Origin of the sequence: uncultured Nostoc sp. (assembly GCF_964245445.1) — a bacterium.
Classification (GTDB): Bacteria; Cyanobacteriota; Cyanobacteriia; order Cyanobacteriales; family Nostocaceae; genus Nostoc.
In genome coordinates this window covers 13,059-28,540 of the sequence record NZ_CAXTNE010000082.1, presented here as the reverse complement: position 1 = coordinate 28,540, position 15,482 = coordinate 13,059, and the positions used below count along the sequence as shown (strand labels likewise).

The 15,482-nt window shown below is 44.1% G+C and carries 13 protein-coding genes; 2 read left to right on the top strand and 11 right to left on the bottom strand.

Annotated elements, in window-relative coordinates; all coding sequences use genetic code 11:
• Positions 1 to 132: 132 nt before the first annotated feature.
• Both ACFE90_RS15730 and ACFE90_RS15725 read right to left on the bottom strand, forming a co-directional pair.
• Positions 133 to 1,899: a WD40 repeat domain-containing protein gene (locus tag ACFE90_RS15730; RefSeq protein WP_375502035.1), complete on the bottom strand. Its 1,767-nt coding sequence runs from the start codon at positions 1,897 to 1,899 to the stop codon at positions 133 to 135.
• A 483-nt stretch (positions 1,900 to 2,382) separates the two neighbouring features.
• A complete protein-coding gene (locus tag ACFE90_RS15725; protein WP_375502033.1) occupies positions 2,383 to 2,778 on the bottom strand; it encodes a hypothetical protein in 396 nt (131 codons plus the stop codon).
• A gap of 327 nt (positions 2,779 to 3,105) precedes the next feature.
• Here ACFE90_RS15725 and ACFE90_RS15720 point away from each other — a divergent pair, with 327 nt between their 5' ends.
• On the top strand, positions 3,106 to 4,086 hold the full coding sequence (locus ACFE90_RS15720; protein WP_375502031.1) for an alpha/beta hydrolase family protein: 981 nt from the start codon (positions 3,106 to 3,108) through the stop codon (positions 4,084 to 4,086).
• 11 nt (positions 4,087 to 4,097) lie between these two features.
• Complete coding sequence (locus ACFE90_RS15715) at positions 4,098 to 4,775, top strand: SDR family oxidoreductase (RefSeq protein ID WP_375502029.1); 678 nt, start codon at positions 4,098 to 4,100, stop codon at positions 4,773 to 4,775.
• Between the two features lie 42 nt (positions 4,776 to 4,817).
• Here the strand turns inward: ACFE90_RS15715 and ACFE90_RS15710 are convergent, their stop codons facing one another.
• The 9 genes from ACFE90_RS15710 to ACFE90_RS15670 form a co-directional block, all read right to left on the bottom strand.
• Positions 4,818 to 6,932, bottom strand: coding sequence for a xanthine dehydrogenase family protein molybdopterin-binding subunit (locus tag ACFE90_RS15710; protein ID WP_375502027.1), 2,115 nt, complete (start codon positions 6,930 to 6,932; stop codon positions 4,818 to 4,820).
• Positions 6,929 to 7,924, bottom strand: a complete 996-nt coding sequence (locus ACFE90_RS15705; RefSeq protein ID WP_375502025.1) for an FAD binding domain-containing protein — start codon at positions 7,922 to 7,924, stop codon at positions 6,929 to 6,931. Before ACFE90_RS15705 ends, ACFE90_RS15710 begins: the two co-directional genes overlap by 4 nt.
• Complete coding sequence (locus ACFE90_RS15700) at positions 7,921 to 8,634, bottom strand: 2Fe-2S iron-sulfur cluster-binding protein (RefSeq protein WP_375502023.1); 714 nt, start codon at positions 8,632 to 8,634, stop codon at positions 7,921 to 7,923. The genes ACFE90_RS15705 and ACFE90_RS15700 overlap by 4 nt, the downstream gene beginning before the upstream one ends.
• 454 nt (positions 8,635 to 9,088) lie before the next feature.
• Complete coding sequence (locus ACFE90_RS15695) at positions 9,089 to 10,138, bottom strand: Rieske 2Fe-2S domain-containing protein (RefSeq protein WP_375502021.1); 1,050 nt, start codon at positions 10,136 to 10,138, stop codon at positions 9,089 to 9,091.
• A gap of 183 nt (positions 10,139 to 10,321) precedes the next feature.
• The gene (locus tag ACFE90_RS15690) at positions 10,322 to 10,759 is read right to left on the bottom strand and encodes a secondary thiamine-phosphate synthase enzyme YjbQ (protein ID WP_375502037.1); all 438 of its coding nucleotides are present in this window, start codon (positions 10,757 to 10,759) and stop codon (positions 10,322 to 10,324) included.
• 100 nt (positions 10,760 to 10,859) lie between these two features.
• Positions 10,860 to 12,050: a pyridoxal phosphate-dependent aminotransferase gene (locus tag ACFE90_RS15685; protein WP_375502019.1), complete on the bottom strand. Its 1,191-nt coding sequence runs from the start codon at positions 12,048 to 12,050 to the stop codon at positions 10,860 to 10,862.
• Between the two features lie 314 nt (positions 12,051 to 12,364).
• A complete protein-coding gene (locus ACFE90_RS15680) occupies positions 12,365 to 12,583 on the bottom strand; it encodes a hypothetical protein (protein ID WP_375502017.1) in 219 nt (72 codons plus the stop codon).
• Between the two features lie 272 nt (positions 12,584 to 12,855).
• Positions 12,856 to 13,896 carry a diguanylate cyclase domain-containing protein gene (locus tag ACFE90_RS15675; protein WP_375502015.1) on the bottom strand — a complete coding sequence of 347 codons (1,041 nt, stop codon included), beginning with the start codon at positions 13,894 to 13,896 and terminating at the stop codon, positions 12,856 to 12,858.
• Between the two features lie 455 nt (positions 13,897 to 14,351).
• Positions 14,352 to 15,374 (bottom strand): tetratricopeptide repeat protein, encoded by a 1,023-nt coding sequence (locus tag ACFE90_RS15670; protein ID WP_375502013.1) that lies wholly within the window; start codon positions 15,372 to 15,374, stop codon positions 14,352 to 14,354.
• Between the last annotated feature and the right edge of the window lie 108 nt (positions 15,375 to 15,482).

Sequence of the window (15,482 nt, the reverse complement as noted above, 5' to 3'; positions counted from 1 at the left end):
TTAACGGAGATAAAAGGTGGATTCATCCAGTTCAAAGACTCGTTAACGGAGTTCAAAGGTGGATTCATCCAGTTCAAATACTCGTTAGCGGAGTTCAAAATGGATGAACAGACGCGATTAATCGCGTCTCTACTAACTGCGTTGCCAAATTTTAATTGTCTTATCCAAACTCCCGCTAACCAACATCTCACCGGAAGCTGTGAAAGCTAATGCTGTGACTATATTCCCATGACCTGTAAATGTACCCAGCAATTCACCGGTTTGTAGATGCCACAACTTAATGGTTTTATCAGCACTACCGCTAGCGATAATTTGTCCATCGGGACTTAAAGCGATCGCATATACTCTATCTCTATGTCCTTTAAGAGTATGAAGTAATTCCCCAGTCTCCAATTGCCAAATTTTAATCGTTTGATCCCAGCTACCACTCACTAGCATTTTACCATCTGCACTAATCGCCAAGGAACGCACGATGTGAGAATGACCCATGAGGGTATGCAGTGGTTGTGCGTCCTTTAAACTTTTTATCCCCGTCTGGGGTAAAGTGCGCCAGACTTTAATTTTGCGGTAGCTACCTGTAACTAAAGTTTCCCCATCTCGACTCAAAACCAGGGAATGAGCAGCTGTATCATCTAAAGAGAGTGCGATCGCAACCTGACGTTTCATCAAATCCCAAAACAGAATTTTTCTATCATCTCCGCCTGTAGCTAACATTCTCCCATCTGGGGTAAAAGCAGCACACCGCACTACCCCATTGTGTTTGTGCAAAATATCTATCAAGTCTAAAGCGCCTACATGCCAAAGCTTAATTGTGGAATCTGCACCACAACTGACTAAAGTTTGTCCATCTGAACTAAAAGCCAGGGAATTCACTTCATCCACTAGCCCAGATATCACCCAAGGATACTCTGATAATGTATCTATTAATTCACCCTTGCTTAAATCCCAGAGTTTCGTTTCTCCCCGACTACCACTTGCCAATATGGGTAAAGCTTTGCTATTGTTCCACCCGGAACTGAAAGCTAGGCAATTAATACCTCTGGTGTGTCCTTGCAAAGTCTGCCAGCATTCCCAGTCACCGACTATACCCTTAAGGCAATGCTCTGATGGTAGAGTTTGTATTGTATGTGCGATCGCTTTCTCATGAATTAATGGCGACGTGTCTTTTTTACCAACAAGTGATTCTAAATACCAACTCATCCCCCCCGCATACAACAAATTACTCGGATTAATGTAGAGTTTTGGTTCAGTAAGTTCAATTTGATTTGCAGGTAAAAAGCCTGTAATTATGCTTTGTTTTTCGTCGTATCCTAGCTTACCTGTAGATGGATAAAACAAACACAGAAAAATTAATACTTGGTGCTTTCTTAAATCTTCTTGGGTAACCGACCACCTAATTTTGTCTTTCTTAATACCATTAAAACTTTCACCGTCAGCAACATAAACTTGAATACTTAGCTGAGGATTATCTTTTAGTACATAAGAAAATTTGCTTTCGCCACACAAATTTCCCTCATCATCTAAAACCATGTTTTCCACAGTATCTTGTGATACCTTTTTTACCAATTTCCCCAAGCGTTCAGTTATCACCCGGTCAACAATATGCTCCCGTAAAAGATAATCTTGGGCTTGTTGTTGGAAGTATTTGGGAAAAGGTATCGTCCAGTCCGGAGGTTCAGGATATTCAGGTGGCGTTGGCGGCGGATTTTTGGCAAGAACTTCTGCTTGTTGGCGAGAAAGTTCTTGGAGTCTAGCCAATGGCTCGCCCCAAAAAGCCATAATTTCAGTGTGACAACCTTTGACTTGACTTTCCAGCAAAGATAAGTCATAGGTTTTAGGTTTTTTCACACGTTGAAGGAAGTCAGCTTGTTGAGATTTGAGTAAGCTAATCCAATCCATCTGCATTCCTGCGGCAAACTATTGCATACCTAAGGTAAGCTATACCAATGCAATTACTCAAGTTTATAACCTTAGTTAATTAAAAATACAGTAATCTTAGTAGTCTAATAAAACACAGCAATTAGCAGATGTTTCCGGGAAAGATAGAGATTATTGCACTTAGACATTTCATGAACTGATGCAGTTGAAGTATATAGAATTAAATCATGTCAGTCAATTCTAACGGAGATGGAGAGCGAGATACTGTTTCTAGGAAAACAGTTACAGCTGCAAAGGAAAGTTTAATGTGAGACGGATTTCAAAGGTTGCCGTAACCTTAAGTCAACAAATACTCACACAAAAATAACGTAGTACAGTACGGCGGAAGTAAACCACCCATCCCCAATCAATGAAACCCTTGCGGTATAATAATTACGAATTACGTAAAGCCTGGGGCATAGCTCCCCTTAGAGCGTAGCGGGGCGTAGCCCATTACGAATTATTTTAACCTTTGCGTTTTGGTTGTCTCGGTGTAGTACTTACATCAGAGGAGTCGCCAAAAGTATCCCTTGCCTCAATCTGTTTAATTTTCATTTGCAAATTCAAGTCATCGCTGCTAACAATTGTTTCTAAATTCGCTAATCTCCGCTCTAGCAGTTCTATTTGCTGCTGTTGCAAATAGTTAGTTTTTGATTTTTGCTCATCAGAACGCCAAACAGCAACCGTACCAACAGCTGCGCCACCAATTGCAACTAAAGGAAGAATAGCACCGCTTCTAGTAACGGCTGAAAGTGGGACGCAAACTCCGAGAATGGCGACTGTAATTGCCCAAATTCTTGTGGTGGCAGATAATCTGACATCTTGGTATTGTTCTAAATTTGTTTGAGATTTTTTAGCCATAAGTTTATCCTTGAAGTTTATCCTTGAAAACTTATTTGTAAGATTGGCACAATTGTTTATTACACAATACTTACTGCGATCTGCTGTAAATAGAATTTTTGTACTAATATTTTTTATTACTAGCAGGTAAACATAATTCAACGTAAAATGCCAATCAGCGAAAGAATTTTCCTGACTCCTATACAGACGCGATTAATCGCGTCTCTACTGCTGCCTTCTGCCTTCTACCTACTTACTTCGTTATTTTAGATCATTAGATTTTGCTTGCGAGGAGCAGTTGTACACTGAGAGGAAGATTTTCTTGAAGTCATAGTAAGGAAGCTACAGATGACAGTTCGTGCTTTTTTTGAAGCTGCCAAAGTTGAGGGTGTCCAGTCACCTTACGATACCATTCACCTGAAAATTCTCTATCCAGCACAGATACCGGATCAGTTAGAAAAAAGTAGGGGGATTGAGCCAGCTAATCCAGAAAAGGCACCTTTTCCAGTAGTGATTTTATTCAACGGCTTTAACTGTGATGCTCAACAATACCAATGGCTAGCGGTTAAACTGGCTGAACGTGGATTGGTAGTGGTTCTGTTTAATTGGATTACCGAAAGTCTACCAGGCGTAATTAGCCTCACACCTGGGATTGATTTTGAAAAGATGAAACCTACAATTTATCGTACTGCTCCCACAGCTTCGGCTTTGCCAGCACTCCTAGCTAAACTCGAACAGTTACAAAATCAGGGAGTTTTAGCAGGAATGCTGGATTTACAACGGATCATTCTCGGTGGACACTCTGCGGGTGGTATAGTATCTATCCAAAATGCTGACCCTCGGTTTTTCCCTGGAGTTGCTGCATCTTTTTCTTATGGCGCAACTAACAGAGGACTTTTAAGAATCGGGTATGAACCAGGAACTATCTTAGCTTTACCAGATTCTCTACCAATGCTACTGATGGGAGGAACCCGTGATGAATTCATGGTTAACAGTACCGAACTCTATGGTTTAAGTCCTGGGGATGCTACTACCCCAGTTATACGTACATTCCAAGAAGCAATTACTGGGGGACGAAATGACACCTATCTGGTAATTTTAGAAGGAGCAAATCACTTTTCAATAGTTGATCAGCCAGACTCCACTACAGTTGGACCCTCTCTCGACTTAGAAGCTACTCAATCCCAAGAAAACTTGCGTTTGCTGATGAGTGAAATTATTAGTCTGTTTATTGACGCTTATGTTCGTCACCAACCAGAAGCATCTCAGTTGCTTGAGCAATTATTAAATACTGCCAATCCTCTGATAAAATCCTTTGAGCGTAAGTAGTTAAGTTTGTTATGACAAGTGCATCTTATATTTTTCTAGCTGGTGCAAGTCGCGGTGTTGGTCGAGAAATTGCTCAATATCTTACAGCGCAACAGCTAAAGGTCAAAGCACTCCTGAGAACAGCAGCAGCTGCTACTGAACTAGAAGCAATGGGTATTGAAGTAGTTCAGGGAGATGCCTTGAATCTTGCCGATGTAGAACGTGCAATGGTAACAGATGTACCTATTCACACCGTTATCAGTACAATTGGCGGTTTACCATCAGATGTAGAAAGACCGGATTACCCTGGTAATAAAAATCTGATTGATGCAGCAGTTAAAGCTGGGGTGCAAAAGTTTATTCTTGTGTCTTCCATTGGTGCTGGCAATAGTGTTGTTGCTGCGTCACCCCAAGTTTTAGCGGTACTGGGAAAAGTTTTAGCTGAGAAAGACAAAGCTGAACAACACTTAATTGCCAGTGGACTCACTTATACAATCATCCGTCCTGGTGGACTCAAGTCAGAACCAGCAACGGGTAATGGCATTTTGACTCAAGATCCGCAGATTATTGGTAGCATCAATCGTGCAGATGTCGCGCAGTTAGTTGGTCGCAGTTTAAATAGCGATCGCGCCAATAATAAAATTTTGTCAGCCGTAGATCGAAATATGCTGTTTGGGCAAAGAGAATTTGCAGAATTTAGTTTGGGTTAGTGCCCCTACAGCTTCTTCTCAATGCCCAATGCCCAATGCCTTTTAGATCAACTTGTCAGGTGTAATGGGTAAATCACGGATGCGCTTACCTGTGGCATGGTAAACTGCATTGGCGATCGCAGCTGAAACACCTGTGATCCCAATTTCACCTACACCTCGTACACCTGCTGGGTTGAAGTTGAAATCAGGTTCGCCGACGAAGGCCACCTGAATGCGAGGAATATCTGCATGGGCTGGGAAGTGATAGGTAGCAAGGTCATAAACCACGGGGTAGCCGATGTTTGGATCGACTTGGCAATCTTCCATTAAGGCTTGCCCAATACCCATGATCACGCCACCACGGACTTGACTGGCTACTGTTTTAGAGTTGATGATTCGCCCGATATCCATCACTGACACCCAGCGTGTCACCCGCAAACGTCCGATTTCTTCATCCACGCTGACTTCGCAAAAATGTGCGCCCCAAGATTGGAACGCCCATTCCTTTGTTTCATCGCCAGGAGCGGAGGATGCTGTGACTTCAATTGCTGCTTGGCCGGACTGACTCAGAGTTGCAAACGCCTCCTGTGCGGTCTTAGCATTAGCAGTTTTCAGAACTTGCTCACAAGCTGACATGACCGCCGGGAGGAGAGATGCTGTCATCATGGAACCACCTGCCATACCTCCATCTGGTAGTAAGGAGTCGCCCAACTCTACGTGTATCTGTTCGACAGGTAGCCCCAATGCGTCTGCTGCTGTGGCCGCAACAACAGTATATGCGCCAGTGCCCATGTCATTCCCAGCCGTGAGAACATGGGCAGTACCATCTTGTAGCAGCCGTACCTTGACTGATGCTGCACCTCGCCTGCCAGGGTAGGTTGCTGCCGCCATCCCCCAACCAATGAGTTTGCCATCGCGTGTCAAAGAACGGGGCTGTTTTGGTCTGTCTTTCCAGCCAAATTGTTCCGCACCCAAGAGCAAACAGTCAGCAAAATGTTTGGCTGAGAATGGCTGACCATTGCGTTGGTGTTCTTTAGTTTCATTTTTCAGGCGCAGTTCTACCGGGTCAATCTTTAGCATCCAGGCCAACTCGTCCATCGCTGACTCCATCGCCCACATCCCAGGATTCTCTCCTGGCGCGCGCATGAATGTTGGTGTACCGATGTTCAGCACCGCTAGTTCCTGCTTCAGTTGCAAATTCGGCGCTGTGTACATAACTGGCGTGACTGAGGTACAGGGTTCTGTAAAGACATCCACTGGTGAGGTACAGGATTTTACCTCATGGGCGATCGCAGTTAAACTACCATCAGCAGTTGCTCCCAAACGCATAGTTTGCTCGGTTTCGGAGCGGTGTCCGGCGTTCGCTGTCATTTGCCGTCGGCTGAGGACGACTCTGAGAGGACGCTGAAGTTCACGGGCAGCCGCAGCACAGAGAATACCGTGGGGCCAGGGAAAGGCTTTAGAGCCAAAAGCTCCACCCAAAAAAGGTGTGACGACATGAACCTGTTCAGTTGGCACTCCAAAGAGTTCTGCATAGGTGCGCCCAGTTGCCGACACCCACTGAGACGGTTCGTAAACAGTGAGTGAGTTTGCATCTTGCCAGTGGGCAATGATCGCATGGGGTTCCATCGGCGCGTGCAGTTCGATGGCTGTCTTGTAGGTAGCTGTAAGTTTCGTTGTTGCACTCGCCACCCCTGCCGCAAAATTCCCCTTTTCAAACTTTAGCTCTTGACCCATCTGCGGTGGTGCCTCGTTGAAGGTGGCGAGTGCAGCTTCCACGACTGGCTTTTGGCTTGTGTATTCCACCTTCACCAAATGCGCTGCATCACGCGCTCGCTCGAAGGTGTCTGCTACTACCAAACCGATAATTTGCCCTGCATAGTGAATTTTGTCATCCGACAACGGCAGACGAGCCTCGTAGATTTTCGAGGTCGTAAAGTCGTTGGCTGGCATAAACATTTTAGGCGAGTTTTTATGCGTGAAAACATCTATGACACCTATTGCCTTTTCTGCCGCCCTGGTGTCGATGCTTTTTATTTGCCCATTGGCAATGCTGGCGGTGACAAGATAACCGTGAACCAGACCTGGAATTTCATGTTCTGCGGCGTAGGTTGCCGTGCCCGTAACCTTTGCCCGTCCATCCTTGCGATTGACGGCAGTCCCAATTACTTTGTTCATACTACACCTCCTCCTTTGGCTGACACCGCGAGTGCGCGACGAATTGCCCGCTTTGCCAAGTCAACTTTGAAACTGTTATAAGTTAATGGTTTAACTTCTTGAAGTGCAATTTCTGCCGCCTGTTGAAACGTTGCAGTATTGGCACTCTTGCCGAGCAAAAACTTTTCTGCTTCCTTTGAGCGCCAAGGTTTATGGGCTACGCCACCCATTGCCAAGCGCACATTCTGAATCTGCTCACCCGCTAAGTCAACCGCAGCTGCCACAGAGACTAACGCAAAGGCATAGGAAGTGCGATCGCGTAACTTTAGGTAAACCCCTGATTTTGCAAACGGCACTGGGGGCACAACCACAGAGGTAATCAACTCACCTGGCTCTAGGTTTGTATCTCGCTGGGGTGTATTCCCTGGTAGTCGGTGAAAGTCTGTCAATGGTATCTGCCGCTTACCCTTGGGGCCTTCCACAACAACAATAGCATCCAGAGCCGCAAGAGGGACACACATATCTGAGGGTTGAACTGCCACGCATTGGTCACTGGCCCCAAGGATGGCGTGCATCCGGTTGATGCCCGTTGCTGCCGGACAGCCGCTTCCCGGTTGCCGTTTGTTGCAAGGGAAGGCGGTATCGTAGTAGTAAGGACAGCGAGTCCGTTGCAGTAGGTTACCTCCTACGGTTGCCATATTCCGAATTTGCTGAGATGCACCAGAAAGGATCGCCCGAGACAGTATTGGATAATCGCGGCGAACATCAGGATGGTCTGCCACTGCTGTGTTAGTTACCAGCGCTCCAAGGCTCAGACCACCCTCACTTGTGCGTTCAATGCGCTTCATCTCTAATCGAGAGATGTCGATAAGTTGCGATGGCTCATCTAGGAAGACTTTGAGACGGTCAACCAAATTCGTACCGCCCGCAATCAATATTGCATTTTGGTCATTCGTTGCCCGTTGAACCGCATCTTTCACAGAAGTGGCACGGGTGTAAGTGAAGTTGTTCATCTGAGCATCTCCTGGGGTTCATTGACCATCACAGTTGCAGCAGGAGAGGGCGGTTTTTGTCCCATTACCTGCTGGACTGCTGCCACAATGCCGTTGTAAGCGCTACATCGACAGAGATTACCACTCAGTCGCTCCTGAATTTCAGCTTCAGAGAGTTCAGTCAACTGTGGGGGACGAGCCAAATCTGGTGTGACAACGCTAGCACAGCCGCGTTTGACTTCATCAAGTAAGGCAACAGAAGCACAAATCTGTCCTGGGGTACAATAGCCGCACTGGAAGCCATCGTTATCAATGAATGCTGCCTGCACTGGATGGAGAGTATCGCCCTTCGCCAGCCCTTCAATGGTGACGATCGCCTTGTCTTCCTGCATCACTGCCAGAGCCAGGCAGGAATAAACTCGCTCACCATCGATCAGAACAGTACAAGCTCCACACTGTCCGTGATCGCATCCCTTTTTGCTGCCTACTAACCCCAGGTGATCGCGTAGGGCATCTAAGAGTGTGACACGCGGCTCAAGGTCGAGGGTTTGCTGCTCACCGTTAACAGTAAGTTTCACGTTTATCTCATCGGGGTTACTTTGGCTAGCTTCCTTTGCTATAGTTGCCTGATTGAGTAATGAAGGAGCAGCTATAGCCGTTCCGGCAGCAGTCAGTGCCTGTCCCAAAAAACCGGGTTGGGATGTTATTTCTGCCCTTTTTTTGTGTTCCATAATTCGTACTTCTAAATTGAATAATGCGGTAATTCTGAGAACTTAGGGATATGCATAGCTATTTAGTATTGTGTACATAATTTAAGGTTGAGTGCAGGTAAGAGTCTGGGAAAATAAGGAAAAAATCAGACAAAGTACGCTTTTCAAAATAGCTGGATCGTCTTCTCAGCCGTGGATTTAGCATAATATTGCTGTTTTTCCCACTTCTATTCACTAGAGTGATAGTTCACTAAGTATTCTTAACAAAACGAAATATTTTGTACTGGGTTCAAATGTCTATTTGAGACTAAATTCTCAATTTTGGTTTTAGGCGATGTCTACGACGTGGCAAGAAAAGTAAATCTGGCGTTGCAGAACAGTGTGATTAATTTGGGCAGGCTCTTGAGGCAGGGGGAGAGATGAGCCTTTGTTGCTAAATCATCCCGCAAAGGGACCAATGCTGTAAATCTCAATTTTAAGCACGCCACCGGAGTATTTGACCCTTGACAGGATTGACAAATTCTCGTCTTTCAGCCACAGACCGAGCATACTCCCGCTTTAACTGGTAGTACCACTGCGCCTGCATATCTGAGTCTTTAATCAGCCGTAGCACAGGATTATATTGCAAACCAATTTGCTGCTTTTCCACTACCGTTCGGTCTTGACCAATGAAAGTCCGCGCCAGCACATGTAGCAGTGGCTTGAAAAATCCTACCCAAGGGAGTGTCCAGTAAAGAGCAAAAGTTACCTCAGTTTCTGTGTCTGAAATCGGTGTAACTGCCGTTAAATTAACGACTCGATGGTTGCCAATTGTGGTTTCTTCGATTCTGACTCCAGGTAAACGAAAAGAAATCTCAGTTTCCGGCACACCACCGCCAATTAGCCAGTATAATCGACCCCCATTCGCTGGTAATCGGTGTCGTCGCATTGTAAAGCCGTAGGGCGAAGCATCAAATTGCTTCACTTCTTCGTGCAGTTTTTCACTTCGCCACCACCAAGCGCGATGAACATAAGGTGAATGAGCAGGGTCCATCAGACCTACCACTGCATGATCTATAAAACAAGGGAATTTTACCACTTCTACAAACTGGTGCGGCTCACCAAACCCTGGAATTACCGGAATCTCCATCTCAGAAGCAGGTTGAGGATTATCGGGATCAGCCATATATATCCAGATATTCCCTTGTGCTTCCCGGACTGTATATGACTGTACATCAAACCGCCTCAAATCCATCTGCTGCTCCTCTACAAGAGAAGGTATCGCAGTACACCGCCCAGCCGGATCAAAGCGCCAACCGTGGTAACAGCATTCCACTTCTTGTCCATTGAATCTACCACAACTCAAGGGCACACCACGATGCGGACAAATGTCCGTCATCGCAGAGACTTTACCATCCTGGCTGCGGACTAGCAGCACTGGTTCTCCCAAAAAAATGCGGCTAATCATCATACCTGGCTTAATCTGATTACTAGGCAGAGCATAGTACCAAGTATTATGTAATACAAAGTTATCGTTATTTTTCATCACTAATTACGTCTGCCTTTGTCACAACGAAAGTTCTGATTTGTGGAAAGGAAGGTTATGCTTAGAAACATTCTTTCAGGTTTTTAACTGCTGTAGGTAAATTCAACTGAGATACTTGTTGGTCGCGTTCGTAATTCTCTCAGATTTAGGTTGCTTTGAGAGAATTACAGGTGTGAAGTTGCATTATTCACCAGAAATTTGGAAAAATACCGTTCTTTTGCGCGGCCCATCCAACTCAAAGAACAATACAGATTGCCAGGTTCCCAGAGCTAATTTACCATCCACAATGGGAATTATCTCACTAGTTGTTAGCATCATTGCCATTAAATGAGAGTGAGCATTAATTGGTTCATCTTCCGGGACATCTCTTAAATGCAAGTCATTATGTAAATAGTTGTCTGATTCAGGTGCTAATTTTTGCAAGAACACTTTTATATCTTCTAATAGTCTGACTTCATCTTCGTTGATAGCTAAAGCTGTTGTTGTGTGTCGAGAAAATACTAAAACTTGTCCATTTTTAATTGATGTTGAAGTAAGAAAATCTTGGATTTGTGATGTTATATTATGAATATTAATTTTAGGTTCAGTTTCAATTTCAATTAACTTATTAATAATTGGCATCTCTTCAATTTTATATTTGGGATTACCGACGAGGTACGCCAACACAGTCTAACGCCTTCTTGAAGGAGGCAGGGGGCAGGGGGCAGGAATTGGATGACTTCTAACTCCTAACTATAGTTTCCAAACCTTGCACTAATCTTTCTATACCATCTTTTGCCGTCTCTTTTTGCAGCGCACCGTAGGCAACGCGGAGGTAGCATCCGTCATCCATACCAAAGGTTGTACCTGGAATAACTGCTACTTTATGTTCCTGGATTAGTCTTTTAACTAACTCCAAAGCATCCATCTGAGTATTAACTTTCAGGAAAAAATAGAAAGCGCCATTGGCAGGTGTAATGCTACATAAACCTTGTAGGCGGTTAAGGGAGTCGAGTACTAATTGTCGAACTTGAGCGATGCCTACGACGGGCTGCGCCAATGCACCTATATTACTCTCCAAATACTCCGCTTTTGCTTGCAATGCCCCTAAAGCCGCATATTGAGAAATTACTGGCGGACAAATCAAAATTGTATCCTGGACTTGTTTGACGGAGACAAATAAGTGTTTGGGAATCACCATGTAGCCAATGCGCCAACTGGCAAAACCGTATGCTTTGGAAAGGCTAAAAAGAGAAATGGTGTACTCGCTATTACTCTCAAATGCACCAGGGGAAACATGTTTTACCCCGTTATAGGTAAAGTATTCATAGGCTTCATCGCTGATATGGTAAATGCCACGAGTGCCACAAACTTGATTTACTTGATGCAATGCAGCTTCAGAATAGACAACTCCAGTCGGGTTATTTGGTGAAATTGTCACTACAGCCCGCGTTTTGGGAGTAATTGCTTGAGCGATCGCATCTGGGCGCAGTTGGTAATTTTCATCTGTCGCCACTAACACTGCACGACAACCAGCCATTGCGATCGCCATTTCGTGGTTGAAATAGTAGGGCGTATTCAGAATAATTTCATCGCCTGGCTCAGTTATTGCAAGAATGGCATTCATAAATCCCATATTGCTCCCGGCTGTCACGACGATACAATTTTCCCCATTGATATTAATACCGTTGAAGGTTTGCAATTTTTCTGCAAGTGCTGTCAGCAACGGGGGAATTCCTTCAACTGATTTGTATAAATTATTAGTGGGTTCGGCTAAGAATTTTGGTAAAAATTCTATCGCTTCCGGTGGTGGATTGTAATAAACAACACCCTGTCCTAGAGAGATTGTTCCAGGAGAGTTTTTAATCAGTTCCCCAACCACAGGAATAATTGGCGACTGTACCGCCTGCATACGAGAGGTTAGGGATTCCATATTTCTTTACCTATTTACCTATCTGGCTTTAGTATCCCTTAATAGGGGACAACCGACTAGTACAGCTTGCTGTAAATTAACTTTTCCCACATTGTATGCTTGTAACAATGTGGGAGTATGTCAAGTTTAAATTGATGGCTCAACAAGTTAATCGTGAGTTAGCGCGGTCTTCTCCTAAAGGGAGACGCCAAGGGGGTTTCCCCCATGAGCGACTAACTTTCCCGTTAGGTAAGCACTAAAATCCTTATTTTCTAAGCACTTTAGTGCTTACTACAAACCCTCAAAACTAGCTTAGACATTGTAGTAGGGGTATGTTAATCGATCGAAATCTGTTGAGGGCCACTTGCTTTGCCATTATGTGCATCTGTTGTGGTGCTGGTGTAACTATTAGAGCGGCTCTGTTGATCCAGCCAGCTTTTTACAGGATCTTCTGCAAGATTGAGCCGAAGCACACCAGAGAATAACCCACCGACAAATGAGACTGGATGCTGGATAAATTCTTTGAATATAGGTGACAATTCACTAATGAACATTTAGAGACTCCTGGCGATGCCATAAAAAATTATTACTTCTTAATTGATCGTAACCTGTAGAGCAATATATGGTTGGCGGTAACGAAAGATACAAATTTTGTCTGCCATGAACTGGGAATAAAGATGAAAGTAATAGCTAAATATTCTGAGTCTCTCACTATCTGAGCGGTTGATGGATTTGGGGCATGATGAATTACGTAAAGTACGGTCAAAGTAAATCTTCTCACAACCAGTTTGCTGCAAGGCGAGGCGTCCATTTGCAGTTTGACCGATTAGTATTGCAGGTGCGATCGCGTAGGCTTATATCCAGCTATTTCTTCGCTACTTTTACGCCATTTATAGTTCCAGGTCGAGCCAACTAGTAGGTTATTGTGCTTGAAGCAATTGCGTCCTGCTGCTTTTGCCTGATATAATGCTTTATCAGCTGCTCTAATTATTTCTTCAAAGTTAGAACCTGGCTCAGGAATTACTGTGGACAACCCAGCACTGAGGGTTATATGAGAACTAACTTGTGAATGACTATGAGTTATTATCAATCTCCGCACCGCAAAGCAAATTCTCTCGGCAATTTTCGTAGCACCAAGTGCGTCTGTGTCAGGCAAAATCACAGCAAATTCTTCCCCACCATAACGGGCGACTAAATCAGCAGGACGTTGAACAATATCGACTATGGCTTTAGCAATTTTTCTCAAAGCGCGATCGCCTGCCTGATGACCATAGGTATCGTTGTAGGATTTGAAGAAATCAACATCAAGGAGGATGAGAGACAGAGGCTGTTGTTTGCGTGCCATGCGTCGCCACTCTTGGTCTATATACTCTTCAAACCGTCGGCGGTTAGCTACTTGAGTTAAGAAATCGATAGTAACTAACGTAGCTAATCGCTGTAATTTTTCGTTAGCGGCAAGGAGTTTTTTATGTAGCTGCGATTGCTCAATCAAGCGTCTTACCCGTTGACGCAAAACTTGCCAGTTAATTGGTTTAGTAACATAGTCTATTGCGCCTACTTGAAATACTCGCTCAATTAACTCAGTATCCTCAAGTTCTGTAATCATTAAAACTGGAGTGTACTTGCTTTCTTCAAGACTCTGTAACACAGAGCAACACTCAAACCCATCCATATCTGGCATGATGGCGTCAATAAGTACTAAATCGGGGTGCAATTGGTGAAAAACATTTATTGCCTCCGTGCCATCTTTTGCCTCCACCACTCGATACCCTGATTGTTCTAGCAGAAGTCGCAGTTGTTGACGGTTAAATTCTTTATTATCAACAATAAGAACTAAAGATTGGTTTCCTTGATCAGTAGCTTTCATCGTTGCTATCAACTATTTTTCATGTAGTTCTAAATTATTGCGTCTACATTTGTAATTTTTGTAGCCTGAAGCCCTAAAAGCAAAGCTATCAAAAGAAAAAAATTCTTTAACCGACAGCTTAATACCTGGCTCACTCAATATTACACACTCAAACTTAGGAGTCTGTACGGTTTCAGACATTTGCTTCCTTATTACAAAACTTTTAACAAAAGCTGCCCAGTTACAGCCGAATCATCGCCATCAAGGTGAACGGTCTTTATTTAAAGTATATACGTACTAATAAAATTTATATGTTACTTAAGTATGAGCTTTACTACCAGATAAAATCCGGCACGGCTTATTTGGGAAACATCCTCTTAGAGTTATGCCAAGTTTGGAACTTTTTGAACTTTAACTCGAACAACAAAATTCCCAACTTCTTAAAGAAGTCGGGAATCTGAGCCTGCTGCATCAACTTACAAAGAATCTATAAACTGCTGTACTTTTTCCAGGAGTGGCTGATATTCGATTTGCTCTGCTAACTCTTGGGCGTTTTGATAGCACGATCGCGCCATTTTTTTGCGTTTCGTTGTGGCGTAAAGGCTTCCCATGTTCAGCAAAGTTGAAATTTCTCCCAGTCCATCGCCGAGTTGTTGAGAAATCGCAATGCCTTGCTTATAGAACTTCATTGCTTGCCGATGCTCTGCCAGAGTGCTATAGGTATAACCAATGTTATGAAGTGTTGTTGCCTCACCAGAGCGATCGCTGATTGCTCGACGTGTCAAAAGAACTTGATAGTAGAGTAATAGCGCTTGTTTCGGTTTTCCTAAATCATGATAGATTGAGGCAATATTATTTAAAGTGGTTGCTTCACCAACCAAATTCTTGACTGCTCGTTGAATTGGAAGCGCTGCTTGAAAAAATTCTAGAGCTTCCTCAAACTTGCCTAAGGCGTTGTAAGCAAACCCAATACCATTTAGAGTTATTGCCTCACCAGAAAAGTCACCTAACAATCGGCGCATCCTCAAAATTTGGTGTTGTAACAACAGTGCCCGTTTCGGTTCTCCTAACTGGGTATAAATTAGTGCTACATCATTAAGAGTAGAAATTTCACTTTGAGTATCTTGCGATCGCCTAAATATTGGCAGTGCTTGGTCAAAATATTCCAACGCTTGCGAAAAGCGTCCAAGACGGCTGTAGGTAGAACCCAGATTGCTAAGTGCAGTTGCTTGTGCTAGCGCGTTGCCAATTTCAACAGCAACCGAAAGCGCCTGATGAAAGCGTTCTAATGCTTTTTGAGGTTGCCAGCAACTGAGGTGAGCTAAACCAAGGTCGTTTAATGTATAACCTTCTCTGGCTCTGTCTGGAATTGATCTAGCCAAGTGTAAGTTCTCCGTTGCCAGATCCAGAGACTCTTGGAATCTCCCCCTCTGGTAGTAGCGGCTTGCTTCATCACGACGTTGTTCCCACTCTTTGACTCGATTTAAAGGTTGCGTCATCTGACCTCAGTTGCATTCTGCGATAAATAGGCAGGACATCTTTTAGGAATGAACCTCTCTTAGGTTTCCCAAATTTTAACCTTAATCATCTATCTTTAGATATAAGAC

What these genes read in the sequence shown, in the direction of transcription:
- ACFE90_RS15680 (WP_375502017.1), bottom strand. Translation starts at nt 12,583, where the DNA reads ATGTTCATTAGTGAATTGTCACCTATATTCAAAGAATTTATCCAGCAT.
- ACFE90_RS15675 (WP_375502015.1), bottom strand. Translation starts at nt 13,896, where the DNA reads ATGAAAGCTACTGATCAAGGAAACCAATCTTTAGTTCTTATTGTTGAT.
- ACFE90_RS15695 (WP_375502021.1), bottom strand. Translation starts at nt 10,138, where the DNA reads ATGAAAAATAACGATAACTTTGTATTACATAATACTTGGTACTATGCT.
- ACFE90_RS15700 (WP_375502023.1), bottom strand. Translation starts at nt 8,634, where the DNA reads ATGGAACACAAAAAAAGGGCAGAAATAACATCCCAACCCGGTTTTTTG.
- ACFE90_RS15730 (WP_375502035.1), bottom strand. Translation starts at nt 1,899, where the DNA reads ATGGATTGGATTAGCTTACTCAAATCTCAACAAGCTGACTTCCTTCAA.
- ACFE90_RS15690 (WP_375502037.1), bottom strand. Translation starts at nt 10,759, where the DNA reads ATGCCAATTATTAATAAGTTAATTGAAATTGAAACTGAACCTAAAATT.
- ACFE90_RS15685 (WP_375502019.1), bottom strand. Translation starts at nt 12,050, where the DNA reads ATGGAATCCCTAACCTCTCGTATGCAGGCGGTACAGTCGCCAATTATT.
- ACFE90_RS15710 (WP_375502027.1), bottom strand. Translation starts at nt 6,932, where the DNA reads ATGAACAAAGTAATTGGGACTGCCGTCAATCGCAAGGATGGACGGGCA.
- ACFE90_RS15670 (WP_375502013.1), bottom strand. Translation starts at nt 15,374, where the DNA reads ATGACGCAACCTTTAAATCGAGTCAAAGAGTGGGAACAACGTCGTGAT.
- ACFE90_RS15720 (WP_375502031.1), top strand. Translation starts at nt 3,106, where the DNA reads ATGACAGTTCGTGCTTTTTTTGAAGCTGCCAAAGTTGAGGGTGTCCAG.
- ACFE90_RS15715 (WP_375502029.1), top strand. Translation starts at nt 4,098, where the DNA reads ATGACAAGTGCATCTTATATTTTTCTAGCTGGTGCAAGTCGCGGTGTT.
- ACFE90_RS15725 (WP_375502033.1), bottom strand. Translation starts at nt 2,778, where the DNA reads ATGGCTAAAAAATCTCAAACAAATTTAGAACAATACCAAGATGTCAGA.
- ACFE90_RS15705 (WP_375502025.1), bottom strand. Translation starts at nt 7,924, where the DNA reads ATGAACAACTTCACTTACACCCGTGCCACTTCTGTGAAAGATGCGGTT.